General features: G+C 60.1%; 20 protein-coding genes. 6 read left to right on the top strand and 14 right to left on the bottom strand.

Features of this window, described 5'->3' with window-relative positions:
• The 3 genes from IE127_RS18250 to IE127_RS18240 form a co-directional block, all read left to right on the top strand.
• On the top strand, positions 1-804 hold an 804-nt coding region (locus tag IE127_RS18250), incomplete at its 5' end, for an RgsD C-terminal domain-containing protein (RefSeq protein WP_189427209.1).
• 118 nt (positions 805-922) lie between these two features.
• The gene (locus IE127_RS18245; protein ID WP_189427208.1) at positions 923-2710 is read left to right on the top strand and encodes an aq_1923 C-terminal domain; all 1788 of its coding nucleotides are present in this window, start codon (positions 923-925) and stop codon (positions 2708-2710) included.
• A complete protein-coding gene (locus IE127_RS18240) occupies positions 2707-3711 on the top strand; it encodes a heparan-alpha-glucosaminide N-acetyltransferase (RefSeq protein ID WP_189427207.1) in 1005 nt (334 codons plus the stop codon). Before IE127_RS18245 ends, IE127_RS18240 begins: the two co-directional genes overlap by 4 nt.
• 47 nt (positions 3712-3758) lie before the next feature.
• Here IE127_RS18240 and IE127_RS18235 read toward each other — a convergent pair whose 3' ends face one another.
• From IE127_RS18235 to IE127_RS18215, 5 genes are all read right to left on the bottom strand, one after another.
• Complete coding sequence (locus IE127_RS18235; protein ID WP_189427206.1) at positions 3759-5483, bottom strand: ABC transporter ATP-binding protein; 1725 nt, start codon at positions 5481-5483, stop codon at positions 3759-3761.
• A 66-nt stretch (positions 5484-5549) separates the two neighbouring features.
• Entirely contained in the window at positions 5550-6377 is an 828-nt protein-coding gene (locus tag IE127_RS18230; RefSeq protein WP_189427205.1) for an ABC transporter ATP-binding protein, read from the bottom strand.
• Positions 6377-7426 carry a FecCD family ABC transporter permease gene (locus IE127_RS18225; protein ID WP_189427204.1) on the bottom strand — a complete coding sequence of 350 codons (1050 nt, stop codon included), beginning with the start codon at positions 7424-7426 and terminating at the stop codon, positions 6377-6379. Before IE127_RS18225 ends, IE127_RS18230 begins: the two co-directional genes overlap by 1 nt.
• A gap of 2 nt (positions 7427-7428) precedes the next feature.
• A complete protein-coding gene (locus tag IE127_RS18220; RefSeq protein WP_210310544.1) occupies positions 7429-8460 on the bottom strand; it encodes a FecCD family ABC transporter permease in 1032 nt (343 codons plus the stop codon).
• A 1-nt stretch (position 8461) separates the two neighbouring features.
• Positions 8462-9415 (bottom strand): ABC transporter substrate-binding protein, encoded by a 954-nt coding sequence (locus tag IE127_RS18215; protein ID WP_189427203.1) that lies wholly within the window; start codon positions 9413-9415, stop codon positions 8462-8464.
• Positions 9416-9628: 213 nt separating this feature from the next.
• Here IE127_RS18215 and IE127_RS18210 point away from each other — a divergent pair, with 213 nt between their 5' ends.
• From IE127_RS18210 to IE127_RS18200, 3 genes are read left to right on the top strand one after another with little or no spacing between them, the layout of a single operon-like run.
• Positions 9629-10213, top strand: a complete 585-nt coding sequence (locus IE127_RS18210) for a sigma-70 family RNA polymerase sigma factor (protein ID WP_189427202.1) — start codon at positions 9629-9631, stop codon at positions 10211-10213.
• Positions 10210-10866: a ChrR family anti-sigma-E factor gene (locus IE127_RS18205; RefSeq protein ID WP_189427201.1), complete on the top strand. Its 657-nt coding sequence runs from the start codon at positions 10210-10212 to the stop codon at positions 10864-10866. Before IE127_RS18210 ends, IE127_RS18205 begins: the two co-directional genes overlap by 4 nt.
• Positions 10866-11627: an SDR family NAD(P)-dependent oxidoreductase gene (locus IE127_RS18200; protein WP_189427200.1), complete on the top strand. Its 762-nt coding sequence runs from the start codon at positions 10866-10868 to the stop codon at positions 11625-11627. The genes IE127_RS18205 and IE127_RS18200 overlap by 1 nt, the downstream gene beginning before the upstream one ends.
• Before the next feature lie 48 nt (positions 11628-11675).
• On the opposite strand, the gene IE127_RS18195 is transcribed toward IE127_RS18200, so the two are convergent.
• From IE127_RS18195 to IE127_RS18155, 9 genes are all read right to left on the bottom strand, one after another.
• Positions 11676-12911: an SAM-dependent methyltransferase gene (locus IE127_RS18195; RefSeq protein ID WP_189427199.1), complete on the bottom strand. Its 1236-nt coding sequence runs from the start codon at positions 12909-12911 to the stop codon at positions 11676-11678.
• Positions 12904-13713, bottom strand: coding sequence for a DUF1365 domain-containing protein (locus tag IE127_RS18190; RefSeq protein WP_189427198.1), 810 nt, complete (start codon positions 13711-13713; stop codon positions 12904-12906). The genes IE127_RS18195 and IE127_RS18190 overlap by 8 nt, the downstream gene beginning before the upstream one ends.
• Entirely contained in the window at positions 13698-15032 is a 1335-nt protein-coding gene (locus tag IE127_RS18185) for an NAD(P)/FAD-dependent oxidoreductase (protein ID WP_189427197.1), read from the bottom strand. The genes IE127_RS18190 and IE127_RS18185 overlap by 16 nt, the downstream gene beginning before the upstream one ends.
• 76 nt (positions 15033-15108) lie before the next feature.
• Positions 15109-16926, bottom strand: coding sequence for a single-stranded-DNA-specific exonuclease RecJ (gene recJ, locus IE127_RS18180; RefSeq protein WP_244640320.1), 1818 nt, complete (start codon positions 16924-16926; stop codon positions 15109-15111).
• Positions 16927-16963: 37 nt separating this feature from the next.
• Positions 16964-17953: a class II fructose-bisphosphatase gene (gene glpX / locus IE127_RS18175; RefSeq protein ID WP_189427196.1), complete on the bottom strand. Its 990-nt coding sequence runs from the start codon at positions 17951-17953 to the stop codon at positions 16964-16966.
• Positions 17954-17978: 25 nt separating this feature from the next.
• The gene (locus IE127_RS18170; RefSeq protein WP_189427265.1) at positions 17979-19283 is read right to left on the bottom strand and encodes a homoserine dehydrogenase; all 1305 of its coding nucleotides are present in this window, start codon (positions 19281-19283) and stop codon (positions 17979-17981) included.
• Positions 19284-19544: 261 nt separating this feature from the next.
• On the bottom strand, positions 19545-20537 hold the full coding sequence (locus IE127_RS18165; RefSeq protein ID WP_189427195.1) for an iron-siderophore ABC transporter substrate-binding protein: 993 nt from the start codon (positions 20535-20537) through the stop codon (positions 19545-19547).
• A gap of 3 nt (positions 20538-20540) precedes the next feature.
• Positions 20541-21524, bottom strand: a complete 984-nt coding sequence (locus IE127_RS18160; protein WP_189427194.1) for an ABC transporter substrate-binding protein — start codon at positions 21522-21524, stop codon at positions 20541-20543.
• A gap of 116 nt (positions 21525-21640) precedes the next feature.
• A complete protein-coding gene (locus IE127_RS18155) occupies positions 21641-22861 on the bottom strand; it encodes an LL-diaminopimelate aminotransferase (RefSeq protein WP_189427193.1) in 1221 nt (406 codons plus the stop codon).
• Positions 22862-22963: the final 102 nt, after the last annotated feature.

Here is a 22963-nt window from a genome sequence, read left to right as displayed (position 1 = left end):
GCGGAAGCAGCCGCTGCCGCAGCGATCGATGCGATAACTTCGGTGCCGCAGCCTGTTGAACTCACCGCGCTGGTCACAGCGGAGGGCGAGCCCATCAGTCGCGGCCTCGTATGGCGCGTATTCGACACCTCAACCGACGAGTCAGGAGATCTCGCTCTTCGCGCGAAGTCTGAGGATGCGACCGCCGAACTTGAGCTGCCGCCGGGTGAGTACCTTGTTCATGTGGCCTACGGTCGCGCCCAAACCAGCGACACACTCAGCGTCGCGCCTGGATCGAACAGCAAATCGGTCGTGCTCGATGCTGGTGCTATCCGGCTCAATGCGGCCGTTGAGGGCGATATAGGAATTTCTCCGAACCTGTTGCGATTCGATATCTATTCGTCAGACAGCGAGACCGAGCAGGCGCTCTTGGCAAGCGATATCACCGCAAATGAGATCGTCACCGTCAATGCCGGCACCTATCATGTGGTCTCTCGGTTCGGCAGCGTGAACGCCGAAGTGCGGGCGGATTTGAGAGTTCAGGCCGGCCAGTTGACAGATGCGACACTCTATCATCAGGCAAGCGAAATTTCGTTCAAGCTCGTTTCCGAACCGGGTGGCGAAGCCATTGCTGACGTGGAGTGGACCGTACAAACCATGGAGGGAGCGACCTTGTTCACCGATCTCGGCGCCTTCCCCGAGACTGTGCTTGCTGCCGGCGACTATGAGGTTCTGGCCAAGCAGGGCGACACCGTCTTCAACCGGGGATTCGAAGTGCAGCCGGGGGCCGGTGCCGAGATTGAGGTGCTCACCGAAGTCTATTGATTTTGTTACGAAGCCACCACGTCACGTCATATCGTTGTACAGGTCAGCCCTATAGGTATTGCTGCACAAGCAGGCTTGTCGCAGATTGAATCTCAAGAATTTCACAGGAGTCAGGACCATGTCGAACATGAAGCGAATTGGCGGGCCACTCGCCACAGTTACAGCCGCCGCCCTGTTATCAGTTGCCCTGCCCAGTTCGGCAGCCCTGGCGCAGAAAACCAAAACACCCGAGGCCTCCGAGCTGGCATTTCAGGTCAATGTTCCCGACGTCACTGTCGAGCAGTCGACCATCGATGCGGACACGCTCCGGGCGATCCTGACGGGGGACTTCGAGAGTCACGCAGAGGATCTTGCCGCTCTCGATGCTGCGAGCATCACGATCCCGACAGTCGAGGTGACCGCCTCGGGCGAGGAGATGGATGACTTTCTCATCACCTACAACGACGTGACGATCGAAGACGTCATCGACGGTGTCGCTGGCAGCGTGACCATTGGCAGCATCACCATGGAAGACGGCGAGGAGTTCAGCGGCAGCTTTGACACCATGTCCGCCAGCGCGTTGAACATCAATGCCCTGCTCGGCTTCTACGGCTTCGTCGAGCAGTCCAGCTCCGAGTTCCAGACTATCTACACCGATGTCACGATGGCTGGCGGCTCTATCACCACGCCAGAGGTTACCTGCGAGATCGGCAGCATGCAGGTCGCCGAGTTCAGCGCGCGTCCGCTGGAAGTCCCGTTCACCGAGTTCATGAGCATTGCGAACCAGCTCGAGGCCAGCTCTGAGGACGATGACGAGGGAGAACCCGATCCAGAGCTGATGGCAGACTTTCTGCCGATGTATATCGATCTGATCACGTCTTTCCGGTCTGCCCCATTCACCTTCGATGGCATTGATTGTTCGGGCGAAGACGACACCGGTGAGCCGGTGTCCGTCGTGGTTGGTCCGGTAACGATGGGCGGCTTCGAGCCTGGCACTTACCCTGAAATTGCAGTTGAGGATGTCAGCATCGAGTTGACGGAAGATGGCAGTGTCGGATCGATGGCGTTCGATTCCTTTGTGTTCAAAGGCTTCGACTTTTCAGACCAGATCGACGTGATTGCCGGCATGCCCGTCTCTGATGCCGACGAATGGTTCCGCGACAACGCGCGTCAGTTGATCCCGGCGTTTGCAGGCTTTTCGATAAGCGGGCTGGAGATGGACTTTCCGGATACCGATAACGAAGGGGAACGCATCGTCGCCTCCGTCGGCAGTGTCGATCTCACTTTGGGCGATTACACCAATGGCATTCCAGCGTCGATCGATGCATCTGCCGAGAATATTCTCGTTGATCTGCCGGCTGACAGCGAAGACGAGCAGCTTCAGCAACTTCGGGCCATGGGGATCGAGAGCGTCGACGTTGGCTTTGAGCTCTCGATGAACTGGTTGGCAGAGTTGGACCAGATCGAGATCAACACGCTGATGCTCGAGGAGGCCGATCTGGGCAGCATTAACATCGCCGGTACGGTCGGAAATGCGACTGAGCAGCTGTTCAGCGAAAACAACGACCTGGCAATGGTCGCTGCAATGGGCACCACTGCGAAGGACCTGCAGATCACGGTCGTCGACAATGGCCTGACCGAACTTCTGCTTTCTGATGCTGCAGCACAGCAGGGCGTCGACGTATCCACCATGCGCCCGATCATTGCCGGCGTTGCCGAAGGCATGGCAATCGGCTTGCTCGGCGGCAGCAGCGATGCCGAAGCTGTGGGCGATGCACTGAGCAGCTTTATCCGCGACGGTGGAACTTTGATGCTCGATATCACTTCGCTCGACGAAGTAGGGCTGGGCCTGGCCGACTTCATGGCGGCGCAGGAAGATCCTACGGTTCTGCTTGAGAAGGTCTCGATCCAGGCCGAGGCTGAATGAGTCTGAGGGACGCCGCGCACACCACCCGAGGCGGCGCGGCGTCCCGTCCCCGCTATGCGCTTGTCGACGTCGTACGCGGCGTCGCGATCGTCGGCGTCGTATTCTATCATCTGTTCTGGGATCTCAGCTATTTCTGGCTGATCCCGTTCGATGTCAGCACGCATCCGATCTGGGTTGCTTTTGCGCGCGTGCTGCTGGGTAGTTTCGTTTTCCTTGCCGGCGTTGGGCTGGTGCTGGCGCATGGACGGCAGATCCGCTGGAAAGCGTTCTGGCGTCGCTTCGCCGTCATCGGCGGCGCTGCGGCACTAGTCAGCATCGGGACGTATCTCGCCTTCCCGGAAACCTTTGTCTATTTCGGCGTGCTGCACGCAATCGCGGTGTTCAGCCTCCTGGGCTTGCCGTTCCTGAGAATCCCGTTTTGGCTGACGGCATTCGTCGGACTTCTGGTTATCATTGCCGGGGTGGTGTTTTCGGCTCCGGTCTTTACCGAGAAGGTCTGGTCCTGGATCGGCTTCTGGCCCGTACCGCCTCCGACCAATGACCTCGTGCCGGTGTTTCCCTGGCTTGGGGTGACACTGCTGGGCATCGCCCTCACCCGTTACCTCATCGACAGCGGCAGGCTGGAGCGGCTCGGGAACTGGGCGCCGACAACCGGTCCCTGGCATGGTCTGTCCATGATCGGCCGCTGGACCTTGGTGATCTATCTCATTCACCAGCTTGCCCTGCTGGCGATTATCTACCCGTTGGCGACCTTCGTCTTCGATGAAACGACATCCGTCAACGCGTTCGCCGGCACCTGTCAGGCAGGATGCCTCAACACGGGATCCGAGGCGGCTTTCTGCACCAGTTACTGTGCTTGCGCGCTGGAAGAAGTCTCTCAACGCGACCTGTGGGAGGCTGTCGAAGCGCAGGAGCCAACACCTGAGCAGAGCAACGCCGTCAGTGAAGTCATCCTTCAGTGCACTCGCGAGGACGGCGACCTTGCTCCGCCGCTTCCCTGAGAGTTCAGACACTTACGCGGCGATGTTGCGAGACTGATTCCGTCATCTCACGCGACGAGCGCGCCAAATTGTGCCTTGTAGAGTTGAGCGTAGGTGCCGCCCTTCGCAAGCAAGTCGCCGTGCGTTCCGGTTTCGACAACGCCCGTCTCGTCGACGACGACGATGCGGTCGGCGTTCTGGATCGTCGCAAGCCGGTGCGCGATCACAAGCGTTGTCCGACCATCAGAGAGCTCGTTGAGCGCGCGTTGGATCGCCTGCTCGGTTGCAGTATCCAGCGCCGAAGTCGCTTCATCGAGGATCAGAATCGGCGGATTCTTCAGGAACATCCGGGCAATCGACATGCGCTGCTTCTGCCCCCCGGACAGCTTCACGCCGCGTTCGCCGATGATCGTGTCATATCCCTCGGGCAGCGCCGCGATCACCGTATCGAGCCGGGCCCTTCTCGCTGCATCGCGGATATCTTCGTCCGTGGCATCGAGCCGGCCGTAGGCGATGTTCTCGCGAACACTGCCACCGAACAGGAAGACATCCTGCTGCACGATGCCGATATGGCTGCGTAGGGACGTCTGCCGCATGTCGCGAATATCAATTCCGTCGACCAGAATGGCGCCACTTTCGATCTCGTAAAATCGCGGCAGCAGGGAGCAGATAGTCGTCTTGCCAGCGCCGGAGGGGCCGACGAACGCGATAGTCTCCCCCGCCTTGATCGACAGGTTCAAGCCGTCCAGCACCTTGTGGCCGGCGGTGTAGCCGAAGGAAACGTCCCGATATTCTATATCGCCCTTCAGCACATCGACACTTCGTGCGCCCTTGCGGTCCGAAATGTCGGGTTCGGTCTCTATCAGGTTGAGATAGCGGCGAAAGCCGGCGATGCCCTTTGGGTAGCTCTCCAGGACGCTGGTGATTTTGTCGATCGGGCGGAAAAACACGTTGATCAGCAGCAGAAAACTGACGAAGCCCCCATAGCTCAGACTGTCATTCATCACGAACCAGGTACCCGCGACCATGACGATGACATAGATCAGCCGCGTCGACAGGTAGGTCATGGTCGTCGAGGCGGCCATGGCGCGGTAGCCCTCGAGTTTCGTATCGCGATAGCCGTGGTTGTCCGCCTCGAACAGCTTGCGCTCATGATCTTCATTAGCAAACGCCTTGACGACCCTTATGCCGCCAATGCTCTCTTCGATGCGGGTGTTGAAGTTGCCGACGCGTCCGAACACCTGTCGCCAGACCTGAGTCATACGCGCGCCATAGCGGCTGGCGAGCCAGGTCATGAACGGAACAACCGTCGCCGTGATCAAGGCCAGTTGCCAGTTGATCGCGATCATCAGCGCCAGCGCGCCGATAAAGGTCATGATCGCGATAAACAGGTCCTCCGGGCCGTGATGCGCCACCTCGCCGACTTCCTCGAGATCCTTCGTGACGTGCGTAATCAGCGTGCCGGTCTTGGTGTTGTCGAAGAACCGGAACGACAGCTTCTGAAGGTGATCGAAGGCCTGGCGGCGCATATCGGTTTCGATACCGATGCCGAGCGCATGGCCCCAGTAGGTCACCACCGCCTGCAAAGCAGCACTCAGCGTATAGATAAGCGTCAGCACCACCGCCGCGGTGAGGATCAGCGGCCAGTTTTCGCTGGGCAGCAACCTGTCAATGAATTGCTGCACGGCGATAGGAAAACCGAGTTCCAAAAGGCCCACCACCACAGCGCAACCGAAATCCAGAAAGAACAGTCCCTTGTAGGGTGCGTAGTAGGCGAAGAACTTGCGCAGCATGATAGAGGGCCTTCACGGGACGAGGCTTCAACGACTAGGCTGAAGGCGTTCCCACAGCAATGGTGTTCAGGTGTAGATGCGGGCTGATCTGTGGTGCCGCCCAATCGGCACGATCATCGGCGTGTTGGAAATCGGGTCGGTCACAATCTGCGCGGAAAGGCCGAAAACTGTGTCCACAAGCGCAGCATCAACAATCCGCGAAGGCGTTCCTTCGGCGACCAGCCGCCCGGCCTTCATGGCTACCAGATGGTCTGCGTAGCGGCAGGCAAGATTCAAATCATGCAGCACCACCACCACGGTGCGACCCTTAGTGCGTACGAGATCCGTCAGCAAATCAAGCACTTCGACCTGATGATTGATGTCAAGGAACGTGGTTGGCTCATCGAGCATCAACAAATCGGTTTCCTGAGCCAGCGCCATCGCAATCCAGACGCGTTGCCGCTGGCCGCCGGAAAGCTCATCAACCGGGCGATCTGCTAGCTCTAGCGTTTCCGTTGCCTGCAATGCCTCGGTGACAGCAGCGTCATCGGAGGTATTCCAGCGCTTGAACCAGCCCTGGTGAGGGTAACGTCCGCGCCCCACAAGATCAGCCACGATAATGCCTTCAGGCGCTGATGGTGACTGCGGCAACACCCCCATGTGTCGTGCCACTTCTTTAGTCGACATGGAGTGTATGGACTTGCCATCGAGCACGACAGCGCCATGCGTCGGTGCCAGGAGCCGCGAGAGACCGCGCAGGACGGTCGACTTGCCGCAGGCATTGGCGCCGACGATCACGGTCAGCTTGCCAGGCGGAATCCTCAGGTCCAGATCGGTCACCACCTCGCGTTGACCGTAGGAGAGGTGCATGCCGGTCGCCTCGAGCTTCCGGCCATTCGAGGTCTTTGTGCTCATCACACCCGCCCTTGCCTGTTGGACATTGCAAGCAGCCACAGCAAGAAGCTTGCGCCGAACAATCCGGTTACCACGCCCACCGGCAACTGCGTGTTTGGCAAGGCATGCTGCGCCAGCATGTCGGAGCCGAGCATTACGCAGGACCCAACGACCATTGTCGGCACGAACCCGTTGCGGCCAGTGCCGAGCAATTTGCGCGCGATCGGACCGGATACAAAAGCCACGAACGCCACGGGGCCGACTGCTGCGGTAGAAAATGCTGAAAGTGCCACGGCACACAAGAGCAGCGAGAGGCGAGACAGTTCAACCCTGCTACCAAGCGCACGCGCCGTATCGTCGCCAAGCTGCAGGGCCGATAGCCCTCGACCGAGCAGCAAACCAGTCGGCACAAGTATCAGCAGGGCAAGAGCCAGAGGAATAATCTCGGAGGTGTTTGCCGCGTTGAGGCTTCCCACCAGCCAGGCCATCGCTTGCTGTACCTCGAAGATCCGGGCGCGCGTAAAGAGATATGAGATCACGGCCGATAGCATCGCCGAAACCGCGATGCCGATCAGCACAACCCTGTAAGGGCTGACACCGTCGCGCCATGCCAACAGATAAATCGCCACGGCGGTCAGCAGCGCACCGGCAAGGGCACCGAATGAAAGCAGCGCCCCGCCCCACCCCAAGACGACTATGGCGAACACGGCAGCAGCACTGGCCCCGGTCGAAATCCCGACAATGTCGGGGCTTGCGAGCGGGTTGCGCAATAAGGTCTGAAACATGACTCCGGAAAGCGCAAAACCCGCGCCCGCCAAGATCGCAAGGATTGCTCTTGGCAGACGCAGGGAAAGCACGATGAAATCGACACCCTGGGTTTGCACTCCCGTAAAGGGAGATAGCAGCGAACGCACGACATCCAGCGGCGCCACGACATAATCTCCAAGGTAAAGCGAGGCTGCGAATAGCGCGGCGAGCCCAAGGCTCAGCCAGCACGTAACTACCAGTTCGTGCCGCGTCAGCGCCAGACGCGCGCTGGTGACAGGCAAGGCCCTGCTTTTCTCCAACATCGTCAAAGCTCCGCCAGCTTGCGACGGCGCACAAGCGCGATAAACACCGGCGCCCCCAGAGCTGCAGTGACGATGCCGACCTGCACCTCGCCCGGCGGCGCGACAATGCGCCCGAGGATATCTGAGCCCAGCAGCAATAACGGCGCGATGAGCATCGAATACGGCAGGATCCAACGATAGCTCGGCCCGGTGATGGCGCGTGCCAGGTGCGGCACGGTGAGACCGACAAAAGCGATCGGTCCGGCGGCAGCGGTTGCTCCGCCAGCGAGGATTACGGCGGCAAGGCCGGCAAGACCACGGCTGACAGCGACGTTCTGGCCGAGCCCGCGGGCGACATCATCCCCCATTGCCAGGCCATCCAGCGTCCTGCCGATGGCAAACGCCAATACCGTGCCAAGCAGGAGAAACGGCACGACTTGCGTGAAGATGGACATGTCGCGCCCCGCAAGCGACCCCACCTGCCAGAACCTGATTTCGTCGAGCGTGTTGAGACTGGTCAACAGAACGGCACTGACCACCGACATCAACGCGGCCGTCGTCGCGGCGCCAGCAAGTGCCAGCTTTACCGGTGTTGCGCCTTCGCGCCCTAACGAGGCCACAGAGTAAACGAACAGCATTGCAGCACCAGCTCCCGCGAAGGCGAGCCAGACATATTGGGAGAAGCTGGTCAGTCCGAAAATGAAGATGCCAATGACGACAAGCACTGCAGCGCCAGCGTGAATACCGAGAATGGATGGATCCGCCAGCGGGTTTCGGGTTGCCCCTTGAAGCACCGCGCCCGCCATCCCCAACGCGATGCCTACGCCGATGCCGATCAGTGTGCGCGGAATTCGAAGCGCCCAGATGATCTGGTGATCAGTCGATTGCGGGTCAAAGGCAACCAGCGCCGTCCAGACCGTTTCCGGCGCAATGCTTCTCGCTCCGATACCGATCGAGGCAAGTGCGGTCCCGATGAGCGCCAAAACCATGGCCACTAGACCCACTATGCGCCTGTCTGCCAGAACGCGCACCGGTGCTGTGTCGGCCCAGGTCACGTCAATCCGTCAAATGCTGATCCGCAGCCTTGATGGCTACGGTGAGATGCTCGAGTTCGCGGGCATAGGCAGCGTAGTTGCGAAGCCAGAACGCCGGCCAATCGGTAACGGCGCCAGTTTCAGCGGCGCGCATTGTTGTCCAGGTCGGTTGTGCCAGCGCGGTTGCCATCGTCTGCTCGGATCGGTCATCGACCATGATCAGATCAGGCTGGTATTTGTCGGCATTCTCCCAGCTTAGAGTTTCCCAATATCCCCTGTCGTCGGCATTCTCGGGATCGATGAGGTTCAGCCCCCAGCGGCTGAAATCAGACAGCTCCGCCGCACCCTCGGTCGCGGCAACATAGAGCGCGTCTTCGCCGGCCCACACCGCCAGGACGGTCAGGTCAGGCTTTGCCGCAACTGCCTCCTCGAATTCAGAGCGCGCAGCTTGAAATGCACGCTTGGCGTCTTCTATCGCCGGAACGGTCAGATCAGCCCCGAGGCTTGCTGCAAGCTGTTCGTAGTCTTCGATCAGCGACAAAATGGAATCGCCTTGCGTGGGACCGGTTACCGGAACCAGTTGACGCAACGGGCTTTCAGGACCGGTCACGACCTCGCCGCCACTCCAGTTTCCGTCCATTGGCCAGTACTCGGCGATAACAAGATCCGGCTGAAGGGCCGCCGCCTTTTCGATATCGATCTGTCCCCACACGGATCCGATAATTTCTATGCCGGACAGATCGAGACCCTGTAGCGGCTTGCTCTGCGCGACGACGCTGTCGGCGTATATGCCGACCGGTCTGATGCCGAGCGGAATCAAGCCAGCTGCAGCATCGGCACTCGCGATAATTCGCTTAGGCACTTCGTCGAGTTCGACAGTTTGTCCGGAGCCGTCCGTGTAGCGCCATTCTTCAGCCGCCACGCCGACATGGAGGGACGCAAACAACAGCGGCGCTATCAGAATAAGCTTGGTCATCACGGTTGTCTTCTATGGCAATGGGTTGGTGGTTAGACCCTCTAAGATGACTGGTCAAGTCATGTTAAAAATCGTCTCGTCAGCGCAGGCGTGACTTGACCCGGCAGGAGAAGACCCTAAGCCTGACAGGGTTTGAATATCTTCGCGGTGATCCAACCAGTTTGGCGGTTCGTTCACACTCCAAACGCGGAGACGAGCATGCATGCGGTGGTGATGAGCGAGCCAACGTCGGGGCACCTGCCCGGCACCGATCAGAGCGAAGATCCGCGGGAGCTGATCGAACGAATAGCGCAAAGGCGCGACAAGGCGGCATTGGCCGCACTGTTCAGCCTTTATGCGCCGAAGATCAAATCGATGATGCTCAAGCTTGGCGCCAGCAATGCCCTGGCTGAGGATCTCGTACAGGAGACATTGCTGACCGTGTGGCGCAAGGCGGAGCTCTATTCGCCGCAGCGCGGCGCAGCCAGCACCTGGATCTTCACGATCGCGCGCAATCTGCGCATCGATCAGCTTCGCCGCCAGTCAAACAAACCTTATGAGGATCTAGAAAAAGTGGAATTGGTCAGCGACGCTCCTATTGGCGTCAGTGTGGTCGAACAACACCAGGTGGTGGACAGAGTTGGCAAGGCACTTGCCGATCTTTCGGAAGACCAAAGAGAAGTGGTGCGGCTGAGCTTTGTGCAGGATATGCCGCATTCCGAGATCTCAAGGGCGCTCGGAATTCCGCTGGGCACCGTGAAGTCACGACTGCGTCTCGCCTATGACCGTCTTCGGCCCTTGTTGGAGGATCTTCAATGAGCGTCACCCATCATCCCGACCTGTCGACGCTTATGGCGTTCAGCGCCGGAACGCTCGACGAGCCGTTCTCTGCGGTTATCGCGACGCATCTTGCAATGTCAGAGGGCGGACGCGAGACGGTCCGCAAAATCAACGCGATCGGCGGCGCCTTTGTTGATGCGGCGGAACCGGTAGAAATGTCCGATGGGGCGCTCGATCGCCTGCTTGACGCTGCCGACGCCAGCCCGTGCGAGCGCCAGCCTGTGGTACGCAGCGAAACTACAGCCGACGACATTCCGGAACCTTTGCGTCCGTACCTACCCAATGGGCTAGAGGGCGTTCGCTGGCGCTGGACTGGTCCAGGCGTTGCGACCGCGGACTTGCCGACAGGATCTAAAAACTCGTCGCGTCTGATGTTGCTGCGGGTGGCAGGTGGGAGACAGGTGCCGGAGCATGGCCACGGCGGGCAGGAACTGACCCTGATCCTGAAGGGCGCATATCATGACCGGTTCGGCGTCTTCGCGCGCGGCGACATTGCCGATCATGATGAAGATGTCGAGCATCAACCGATCGCCGAGCCGGGTGAGGATTGCATCTGTCTTGTTGCAGTCGACTCGCCCCTTACGTTCCGCGGGCGCCTGATGCGCGCCCTGCAGCCACTGTTTGGTATCTGATGGCCGATACAGAAAAGAAAATTGCGTGGATCATTGGTGGCGGCTCCGGCATCGGAGCCGCTTCCGCTCGCTTACTGGCGGATCGCGGATGGAAAGTCGCGATTTCCGGGCGGCGGCGTGAGAAACTCGATGAGGTGGCAGCCGGACGCGACATTCATCCGTTTCCGCTCGATGTAACCGATGCGGACGCTGTCGCGGATGTGGTTGCGCAGATTTCAAGGACGCTGGGCCGGATCGATCTGACAATCTTCGGCGCTGCGGCTTGGCAGCCCAGCGAGCCGGGCGATTATGCGTTCGACAAGTTCCAAAAGGTCGTAGACACCAATCTCTTGGGTGTGGTGCGTCTCGCTAACCCGTTGTTCGAACAGTATGAAAAGCAAGGCGGTGGCGAGCTGGCGGTGATTTCCTCAGTCGCCGGCTATGTCGGCTTGCCAAGGGCTGCAGCCTACAATGCGACGAAGTCATCGCTGATCAGCCTGACGGAATCGATGCATGCGGAAATGGCGCCGCGGAACATCAATGTGCGGGTTGTGGCGCCGGGATTCTTCAAGTCCGAACTGACCGAGAAGAACGATTTCCCGATGCCGTTCCTGCTCGAAACCGAGGATGCGGCGCGGCGGATGGTCGACGGGCTGACAAACAGTAAATCCTTTGAAATCGCCTTCCCAAAGCGCATGGCGTTCATCCTCAAGTTCATGAGAATGCTGCCTTATCCGCTGTTTTTTGCGATCACATCCCGGATGATGCCGAAGGACAATTAGGGTTAGCGTGGCGTGACACAAATGTTAACACCACGCTAACGGATCGCCTCAGGTCGGACGACGGTACTGATAGATGCCGACGTCGATCATGCCTTCGGTAAAGCCTGCTTCGCAGTAGCTGAGATAGTAGACCCATTTGCGGCGAAACTGCTCGTCATAGCCAAGCGCCGAGATCATCGGCCAACGCTCGAGGAATCGCTCGCGCCACAAACGCAGCGTCTTGGCATAGGACAGGCGGAACGTCTCGACGTTCTCCAGCACTAGCCCAAACCGATCACCGTACTCGCGCATGACCGTCTTGGTCAGCAGCATGCCGCCCGGGAAGATGTAGCGCTGGATGAAATCCGGCCCCGACTTATAGCCTTCGAAATCGGCCTCGTTGATGGTGATGGCCTGGATGGCCGCCGTCCCGCCCGGCTTCAACCGATCGTGGACAGTCTTGAAGTAGCTGGGCCAGTTATCTTCACCCACGGCCTCAATCATCTCGATTGAGGCGATGTGGTCGAATTGCCCTTCGGTGTGCCGGTAGTCCTCGAAGTGGAGGCTGGCGAGGCTATCGAGCCCTTGCTCCTGCAGGCGCTTCTGACCGAAGCGCAATTGCTCAGCCGACAGCGTTATCCCACGAAGGTTAGCCTGATAGTCGCGGGCAACGGTCTCCGCGAATCCGGCCCAACCGCAGCCAATCTCGAGCACCGAACTGCCGGGCGTAATACCCGCCATATCCGCGACGCGGTGATACTTGGCCAGTTGCGCCTCTTCGAGGCTTTGATCGCCGGAGGTGAAGACCGCCGACGAATAGGTCATCGACGGATCGAGCCACTGCCCATAAAAATCGTTTCCGAGATCATAGTGCTCGGAAATATTCTCGCGAGAGCCCGACAAAGTGTTCGCGCGGCCAATATGATAGGCCAGATCCTGCGCTGCGCGCTTGAACATGCCGCGATTGGCGTTCTCAAACACCTCTCTGTTCTGCAAGAAGAACAAGAAAAGGGCTGTCAGGTCATCGACCTCGATGTCGCCATTCATATAGGCGGCAGAAAAGCCGACCGTGCCGCGCCGCATCGACTCGGTAATTACATTGAAATTCTTCAACCGCAGGACAGCATGGCCGCCTGTAGATGGGTTGCCGACGGTGCGGGTGCGACCGTCTGGCAGGATCACGGTGACAGCACCGTGCTGGGGATCTCCCAGTAATTTCGAACCGATGGCCTCAACCACCCAGGACGCCAATCGCTTCCAGGGTGTCACCCCGCTACCGGACTGATCTACTACTGTCTTACTCATATCGCTTGGTTGTCTTGACCTGACGCGGTACCGAACTCTGCGCCGACTTGCGGCGAAGTTTGAGGGTCGGAGGGACACCCTTAAGCCACAGCTTTAGAGCCTCCCAGTGTATTGCGAACAGCACTTTAGCCGTCATGAACGGATATTCAAGGCCGAGTTTCAGCAGGGCGGCATCGGTCAGTTCACGATGCTGCCCTTCGAAATATGCGGTCAGCAGACCGCCCTCGTCGGTGCTCAGGGTCACCCCGATGAACACTTCTTCCTTCGGCGGGCGGATGGAGAAGCGATATCGGCCCTCGAGCGTATTGAATGGAGATACGTAGAAAGCCTTGGCAGCAGTGTGACTGACGGTTTCGTCGTCATCGACCTGCGCCGAATAAAAATGGTGCTCTCCGAAGGTATTACGCACTTCGTAGACCATCATCGCCAGCTCTTCGTCCCCGACTTCAAGGAAATAGACCGTGATGGGGTTGAAGGCGAAGCCGAACATGCGCGGATAAGCCAGCATGCGTATCCGGGTGATCGGCTCCGACACGCCCTCTGAGCGTGCTTTCTGCCGCAAGAACTCGGCCGGCGAACTGCCATCGTGCGGCCCGAAGTCGGACCTTCTGATCGAAAAAAAGTTGAATCGGTTCAAGGAGAAGAACCGCAGCTTCTGATCCAGTGATTCAAGCGAATCGAGGTCCACCAGCATCGAGAAGACGCGGTAACGCAGGACATGCCGTTTGGGCCGCGAGCGCTTGTGAACGACGGTGCCGCAGTACAGAGCGCCAAGCTCGCTGGCTCTTACTCCGCCGCCCATGTGCTCCCCAAATCTTCTACCCAGGTATGGGCGATCCGGTCGCGATGAGCTGGTACGGACCACGGGCGGCTCCGGCCGCCAATCCGTTCAGCGACCTCAAGGCCGGCCTGCAATCCATCCTCGTGGAAGCCATACCCCATCCAGGCGCCGGCGAACCAGGTCCGGCACTGACCTTGTATCCGCCAGAGGTCGCGCTGGGCCTCGATAGCGGCTGCGTCGAACAATGGATGATCATACTCGAAAGTCTGCTGGACCGTGCCGGGCGCGAACTCGGCGCTCGGATTGAGGGTAACAAATATGTTGGTCTTGGTATCGAGAGGCTGCAGCTTGTTCATCCAGTAGGTGAGGCTCAAGGCGCTCTCACCTTCCGACGCTCGCAGATAATTCCAGGAAGACCACAGGTTGCGCTGACGCGGCATATGATTTTTGTCGGTGTGCAGAACCGCCCGATTGGCAGTGAACTTGAACGAGGACAGAACCTCGCGTTCCGCCTCGGTGGGGTCGGCAATCATCTCCATCGCCTGATCGGCGTGGCAGGCGAACACGACTTCATCAAAACTCTGCGTGCTGCCGTCCGCATAATCGATCTCGACCGCATTTGCCTGCCGCCGCACGCGCGAGATGCTTACGTCTGTACGCGATTGAAATGCCCCGTCGGCGCAGATGCTGTCGATATAACGCTGCGCACCGCCCTTCACCGTGCGCCAGATAGGCCGCCCGTTCACCTGCAACAGATTATGATTGTCGAAGAACTCGATGAAGGTGCGCGCGGGAAACGCAAGCATGCCACGGCTGGGCGTAGACCATATGGCGGCCGAGATCGGCAGGATGTGGTCCTCGATAAAGGCCTTCGAGTAGCCGTAACGCTCGAGGAACGCACCGATCGACAGATCGTCGGGACAGGAATCGATTTGCTTCCGCGCTTCGCGGAAGAACCTCAGGATGTCACTGACCAGACGCCAGTGTTCTACCCGGATGAGGTTGCGGCGCTGGCCGAACAGTCCGTTGAGATACCGACCACAATATTCCATGCGGCCTTCTGCAACCGACACAGCAAAGCTCATGCTGGAGACAGCGGTTTCTACGCCGAGATGCGCCAAAAGGGCCGTCAGGTTCGGATAGTTCGCTTCGTTGAAGACGATGAAGCCGGTATCGACATCAACCGCCCCGTCCCCTGTCTTGGCAGAGACGGTATTCGTATGTCCCCCAAGCTTCGAGGCGCGCTCGAGCAAGGTGACATTTTGAGTCCGGGAAAGCAGCCAAGCTGTTGAAAGTCCGGTAATTCCGGACCCAATGACTGCGATGTCGAGTGGCGCCATTTATATGGGGATCTCCGTGGCGTAGTTGATTAAACTACGGAAGATGGAATGCCGTGGATCAGTCTGCGGTTTCATGTCAGCGCGTTTCGGGCCGTGCAGCATCGACGACGCGAAGCTGCACCTGCTCACGCCCCTGCCAGTGATCGAGGCTCAAGCATCCCGCCACATGAAGCGGAGCGGCACCTTGATTGGACAGCAAAAGCTCGCCCAAAGGCGTCTCCGCCGCCCTGAATGCAATGGCCTTGATGCGCGCGCCATCATCAGAGGCGAGGGAGAACGAGACATGGCCGCCTTTGCCTACGACCTGAGCGAAGCGGGCGCGATGCGCCGGAAACGCAAAGACAGGCGTGGGATTGCCGGCTCCGAAGGGCCCTGCCCTGTCGAGATCGTGAACGAGGTCTGTCGTCGCGCCGCGCGCGGTCAGCGCCGCATCTATCCGGACCTGCGTCATCGAGCGCGCCGCTGTAACGCTATCCTTCAACCTGTCAGTGAGATGAGCACGAAAGCCATGGAGGTCACCATGGCGCAGGGTAGCACCGGCAGCCATGGCATGCCCCCCGCCCTTTGGAATGAGCCCGAGTTCAACAGCCTCGATGACTGCGCGCCCTAGATCGACACCCGGCATTGATCGTCCCGAAGCAACGGCTGACCCGTCGGGCTTTATGGCAGCAGCGATTACCGGACGATCGAACCGCTCGCGCACCCGCGCCGCGACGAGGCCCACGACACCGGGGTGCCAATCGGCAGAGGCAAGAACGAGGACCGGCGGGCCCTCTCCCAGGCCAATCTCCGCTTCCGCCGCCTGCACTGCCTGCTCTACTGCCTCGACCTCGATCTGCTGTCGTTCGCTGTTCAGCTCATCGAGCCGCGCGGCCAGAGCAAGCGCCTCATGCTCGTCATCGAGCGAGAGAAGCCGTGAACCAAGCGCCGCATCGCCGATGCGCCCGCCGGCATTGATCCTCGGGCCCAACAGAAAGCCCAGATGATAAGGGTTGAGCGGGCCGCTGATGCGGGCGGCGAGCGAGAGCGCCGACATGCCCTGATTGCCGCCCTTGCGGGCCACCTCGATACCGCGAATGACGAATGCACGGTTGAGGCCGGTGAGTGGCACCACATCACATACCGTTGCCAGAGCCACGAGATCGAGCAGGCCCATAAGGTTGGGAATGCGCGTCTCGCCACGCTCCCGCAACAGACGATTGACGGCCACCAGAACCATAAAGGTGACGCCGGCGGCGCAAAGATAACCAAGCCCCGAGATATCATCGGGCCTGTTGGGGTTCACGAGGGCCGTCGCGTCCGGCAGGTCAGCGTCTGCAAGGTGATGATCGATGACCAGGACATCGGCTTGCCTCTCCCGCGCATGGCGGATGGTGACATCGCTGGTGGTGCCGCAATCGAGCGTAACGATAAGCCTAAAGCCATCCTCGACGAACTTGTCCATTGCGGCGGTGTTCGGGCCGTAACCTTCAAAAATGCGGTCTGGAATATGAACTGTGGTACGAACACCGAAATGCTCGAGGAAGCGCTGCATCAGCGCGCACGAGCACGCACCATCCACATCGTAATCGCCGAACAGTGCGACGGGTTCGCGATCCAGAATGGCTTGCGCGAGGCGCTCAGCCAATCGATCCATCTCGGTCAATGTCGAGGGATCCGGCATCAGATGCCGTATTGTCGGCGACAGATACTCCTCAGCTTGTTCGAGCGGTACGCCACGACCGGCCACGACGCGAGCCAGAACCTCGGCGATATTCGCGCGCTGAGAGATCGCCGTTGCATTGCGAGCCGCCGCCTCATCCAGCCGATCGACCCAGGCGCGACCGGATATGGAGGACCTGACACCGAGGAAATGGCGGGGGTGCGATTCGAGCATGCATTGCGGGTAAGCCATTTCACGTGCCAACGGAAGGGCTAACGCGCGCTGGCAGCTAGCGCGCGTGCCGGGCGTTGACCCAGCGTACCGTCTGCGACCATGACCGCATGACGATGGTCGATGTATCGACATTGTTGCGCCGCAAGCGGACGCCGCTCATCATGCTGCCATCGGTGATGCCGGTGGCGGCGAACAGCACATCGCCTGCGGCCAGATCGGTTATCGAATAGATGGTGTCCGGCTTGGTGATACCGGTTCGGGCGGCGCGTGCGCGTTTTTCCGGGGTATCCAGTATCAGCTTGCCCTGCATCTGGCCGCCAATGCAGCGCAGCGCCGCAGCCGCCAGCACGCCCTCGGGCGCGCCGCCGGAGCCGAGATAGATATCGATGCCGGTCTCATCGGTCTGCGCAGCATGGATGACGCCGGCGATGTCGCCATCGCTGATCAGCTTCACCGATACGCCGCAGCGCCGCAGCTCTTCGATGAGCGAGGTATGGCGCGGCCGATCGAGCACGCAAGCGGTGATCTCGCTGAGCGGAACGCCCTTGGCCTTGGCCAGGGCATTGACGTTCTCTTCGGCAGAGGCATCGATGTGGACGATATCCTCAGGGTAGCCCGGACCGATCGCGATCTTGTTCATATAGAGATTTCGAGACACGTTCAGCAGACCGCCACGCTCCGCCAGGACGAGGACACAGATGGAATCCGGCTGGTTCTTGGCGCAAAGCGTGACGCCCTCGAGCGGATCGACGGCAATATCGACTTCGAGCCCGGTTCCGCTGCCGACCTCTTCGCCGATATAGAGGGCTTTCACCTCGTCGCGCTCGCCCTCGCCGATGACCACCCTGCCCCGGATATCGATGCGGCTGAGTTCATGGCTCATGGCCTCGACCGCGGCGGCATCAGCGGCGCGCTCGTCACCCTTGCCGCGCCAGCCTGCTGCGGCGATGGCGCCACGTTCGGTAACGCGCACGATTTCGAGCGTCAGGTGCCTTGCGATGCTGGCCGGAGCACGGGCTCCGTCCGACTTTGTCAGTTTCACCATTTCAGCCTCGCCGCAGTGCCCAGCCCTAAAGTGTCTCGATCCTGATCAATTGCGGCCGGCCGACAATCACGCCGTCAGCGGCAATCAGATCCAGCGCCTCGCGCACGTTCGATTCGAGCGTGTCCTGGGTCAGAAGAACCACCGTGCGCGTCACAATATCCGTATCCGCGGGCTCAATGACATGCAAATCCGGCCGCTGGATGACGCTTTCGATAGAAATGCCCTTCTCGGCCATTCGGGTGGCGATGGCGGCGAGTGCTCCGGGTACGTCCTTGGCATTCAAGCGGATGTAGTAGCCACCTTCATGCGCCCGCATCGGAGCCTGCTTATAGGGAAGCAGTTCGGGGCTCGGCACGCCGAGCGGCGGCACCTTGGCGCCGCGGGCGATATCGAGAATATCGGAGAGCACAGAGGATGCGGTCGGCGGGCCGCCAGCGCCGGGGCCCGCCAGCAGCAGTTCGTGCACGTGATCGGTTTCGAGCGAGATGGCGTTCATGACGCCATCGACGCCGGCGATTGCGCTGGACTTGGGCACCAGCGTTGGATGAACGCGCTGCTCGATGCCGTCATCGGAGCGCTGGGCGATGCCCAAAAGCTTGATCTTGTAGCCGAGATCGGCGGCCACGCGGATGTCGGCCTGGGTGATGCGGGTGATGCCTTCGACGTGGATCCGGTCCGGCGCGATCTCGTAGCCGAAGCACAGCGTCGACAGGATCGACAGCTTGTGGGCGGTGTCGAAGCCTTCGACGTCGAAGGTCGGATCGGCTTCGGCGTAACCGAGGTCCTGGGCATCGCGCAGGCACTCGCTGAAATCGATCGGTTCTTCGCCCATGCGGGTGAGGATGTAGTTGCAGGTGCCGTTCATGATGCCATAGACGCGGGCGATGCTGGCGGTGCCGAGGCCTTCGCGCAAAGTCTTGATCACCGGGATGCCGCCAGCAACTGCCGCCTCGAAGCCGAGCTGCGCACCGCTTTCCTCGGCGAGCCGGGCCAGGCTGACGCCGTGCTTGGCGAGGAGCGCCTTATTGGCGGTCACTACGGGGCGGCCGATTTCGAGCGCCGCGCGTACGGCAGCGAGCGCCGGGCCATCTTCGCCACCAATCAGCTCAACAAAGAGATCGATATCGGGGGACTTTGCGAGGGCTACAGGGTCATCGAACCATTCGAGCCCGGAGATGTCGACGCCGCGATCCCGTGAGCGCGAGCGGGCCGCAACGGAGGTGACGACGATCTGCCGGCCAAGCTTCTTGGTGAGCGAGTCCGCATCCTTTTGCAGGATGCTGACGAGCGTCGCGCCGACATTGCCGAGGCCGGCGACGCCGATGCGCATCGGCGCGCGGGTCTTGGTTTCACCGTATTCCTGCATGGCCTTGAGAATGCGGGTGCGGGTTTCGGAGCGCGGCTCGCGCCCCTCACGCAGATCGAAAACAAAAAGAGGATCGCCGGCCACGGTGCGCCCGAAACGGGTGGGCGTCCAGCCGCGGCTGGCGATGAAGGACTCGACGGTCTGGCGGAATGGCTGAATATCGCTCATGGCGGCGACACATCATAGGAATTCGCCTAGCCGTCAATAGGACTTTGTAAATAAGCCCTATTCGACTGCTCTTTGAGCTGCCTCGCCGACAGCTTCGATATATTGCGGGAAGCCATAGCGCAGCGACATCGGGGTGATCGCCCCACTGACAGCCATTGTGATTTCTTCCCCTTCGAGCCGCGCCAGGGCATTCGACTGCACCTGCGGCGCCAGCTGAATATAAGGACGCGCGAAGAAAGCCTCGGCGTCTTCCGGATTGTCGAAGAAGCTCACCAGCACATCGGCGTCGAGCTCATCAAAGTTCTCGTAACTGAGCCCATAGGCATAGGTGCTGCCGAATGAAGACGCAGAGGGCGCCTGTTCGATCGGCTCCATGCCGAGATCAACCAGCAGGCGGGTTCGCGGATCTTCTGCCGTGCGGACGGAAACCTGGCCGTCATCGCGGTCGATGAAATTGACGAAGGTGACCTCTTGCAATGCGGGATATTGCGCCGCCTGCTGCTGCATGAAAGCTTCGGTCTCGGCGATCAGTTCGTCCGCCTCTTCCGTGAGCCCAAGGGCCTTGCCGGTCATTTCAACAACCTGCTGCCAAGTGGCGAACCAGGCGCTTTCGGGATAGGCGACCACTGGCGCAATCTGGCTGAGCGCCGCATATTCTTCCTCGGTGATGCCGGAATACGGCGCAATGATCACATCCGGCTCGAGCGCCGCGATGGCTTCGATCGGGGGTTCACCACTGTTCGGCAGGATGGTCGGCATTTCAGCACCGAGATCTGCGATTGCCTGTTCTGTCCAGGGAAGGACGCCGTCTTCTCCGCCGCCATAGGCGAAGAACGGCATGCCGACCGGCACGATGCCAAGATCGATGACAACGTCCTGGGTAGACCAGCCCCACGTCACGACGCGCTCCGGCTGCTCCGAGATTTCCGCGGTGCCCAGCGCGGATTCAACCTCTTTCGGAAAGCTGTCCTGAGCCAAGGCCGCACCGGACAGGCTTGTTGCACCGAGGAGCAGCGCAACGAGCGGGGTCTTCATGTTGATCGTAGTCATTCTCTAGTCCTCTGCCTTGGCGTTACGCGCCGCTTCGGCGATTTTGGCGATGTATTGTGGAAAGCCCCATTCCAGCGACAAGGCGCTGGGCGGAGAAATGGAGTTGATCAGTTCTGCCCCGATGATCGAGGCGACAGCGCCCTCTTCGACCTGCGGAGACAATGCGATGTAGGGGCGCTCGTAGAAGGCGTCGGCTTCTTCATCGCTTTCGAAATAGCTGATGAGAATATCGCTCGCGAGTTCGTTGAAGCGCTCGAAGCTGAGGGAGAAAAAGAACTCGTTGCCCTGCGCAAGCGTCTCGACGCTTTGCGGCACGACCATCCCGAGATCCGCGAGAAATTTTACCCGCGAGTCGAGTGCGGCATAGACCGCTACCTCGTTGTTGTACTCAGCAATTGCGGCGAAGCTGGTGCCGTCGATCTCGGGGTATTGAGCCACCTCGTCCGCAATGAAGGTTTCGAGGCGCTCGACCAGATCCTGGGCCTCCTGCCGCTTGCCGAGAACTTCACCTGTAAGGGTGATGGTCTGTTGCCAGGGCGTACTCCAGGGGTCATCGGGGTATGCAACGACCGGCGCAATCTGGCTGAGAAGCGCATACTCGTCCTCGGTGATACCAGAGTAGACGGCGACGATGAGATCGGGCTGCAGCGCCGCGATCTGCTCGATTGGTGGCGACTGCGTGTTCTGAAGGATGGTCGGCATTCCCGCGCCGGTCCCGGCGATCGCCTCTTTGGTCCAAGCGAGCATACCTTGCTCGTCCCCGCCGTACTCGAAGTACGGAATCGCGACCGGGACCTGGCCAAGTGCAATGACCGCGTCCTGGGCGGCCCAGCCCCAGGTGACGATGCGTTGTGGCGCGTCCTCGACGGTGGTTTCACCGAAGGCGTGCGAGACGGTAACCGGGAAGGTTTCCTGGGCGAAGGTTGCGATCGTGCCGGCGACGGCAATTGTCGCGGCGAAGATCGATCGTGTGAACCAGCGTGTCACGACGGTCCTCCTGATGTTGGTCTGGCCGACCCATACAAAAGAGGACAATCGTTGTCATGTATTTTTTGAGAGATGCCGGAAGCGGACCTTGGCCCGCTTCCTCAATCGACGAGGCGCTATTTCTTTCCCTGCAACGGCACCACGTTGCCCGTACCAGAGAGCGAGCCCATGAACTTCTTGATGTTGCGCGCGGCCTGACGAATGCGCTGCTCGTTCTCAACGAACGCCAGACGCACATATTGATCGCCATATTCGCCGAAGCCGACGCCCGGGGCGACGGCAACACCGGTCTCGGTGATCAGCAGCTTGGCAAACTCAAGCGAGCCCAGCTCTGCGAACTGATCCGGAATCGGTGCCCAGGCGAACATCGTGGCCTTGGGCTCGGGGATGTACCAGCCGGCCCTGCCGAAACTCTCGATCATGACATCGCGGCGATGCTTGTAGATGCGCCGCACCTCGCCAATAACCTCGTCTGAGCCGTTAAGTGCGGAGGCTGCGGCGACCTGAACCGGTGTGAAGGCACCATAATCGAGATAGGACTTTACCCGCGCGAGGGCCGCGATCAGGCGCTCGTTGCCGACGGCGAAGCCTACACGCCAGCCGGGCATCGAGTAGGTTTTCGACATCGAGGTGAACTCCACCGAAATATCGATCGCACCCGGCACCTGCAGGATTGAGGGCGGCGGATCGCTTTCATCGAAATAGATCTCCGAATAGGCGAGATCTGAGAGGATGAAGATGCCCTGCTCACGACAATAACGGACCACCTCGGCGTAAAAATCGAGATTGGCGGTATAGGCGGTGGGGTTGGCGGGATAGTTGAGAATCAGAGCGATTGGTTTCGGGATCGAGTGACGAACCGCACGGTCGAGCGAGCGCAGAAAATCCTCGTTCGGCTCGGCCGGCATGGAGCGCACCACGCCACCCGACATGATGAAACCGAAGGAATGGATGGGGTATGTGGGGTTCGGCACCAGCACCACATCGCCCGGTGCGGTAATGGCCTGCGCCATATTGGCAAACCCTTCCTTCGACCCAAGTGTCGCGACAACCTGAGTATCGGGATTGAGTTTCACGCCAAAGCGACGGCCGTAATAGCTCGCCTGAGCCTTGCGGAGCCCCGGGATGCCGCGCGAGGTGGAATAGCGGTGCGTGCGTGGGTTTTGGACCGTCTCCTGCAGCTTGGATACGATATGATCCGGCGTCGGCAGGTCGGGATTGCCCATGCCAAGATCGATAATATCAACACCCTCGGCTCGAGCTTTCGCCTTGATAGGGTTGATATGCTCGAACACATAAGGTGGCAGGCGGCGGATGCGGTGGAAATCTTCGCTCATCAGATCCTCGGTGGCCCGGCTCGGGCCGAAAACGTGCACGACCCCATTCGGGATTTGCGCCCATTCAGACGGGACAATGTCGCACAATTATGGTGTGGGTTC

The organism is Devosia pacifica (genome assembly GCF_014652635.1).
GTDB classification, from domain to species: domain Bacteria; phylum Pseudomonadota; class Alphaproteobacteria; order Rhizobiales; family Devosiaceae; genus Devosia; species Devosia pacifica.
Note: the sequence above shows the minus strand (reverse complement) of the source record. Positions and strands in the feature narration are given on the sequence as shown.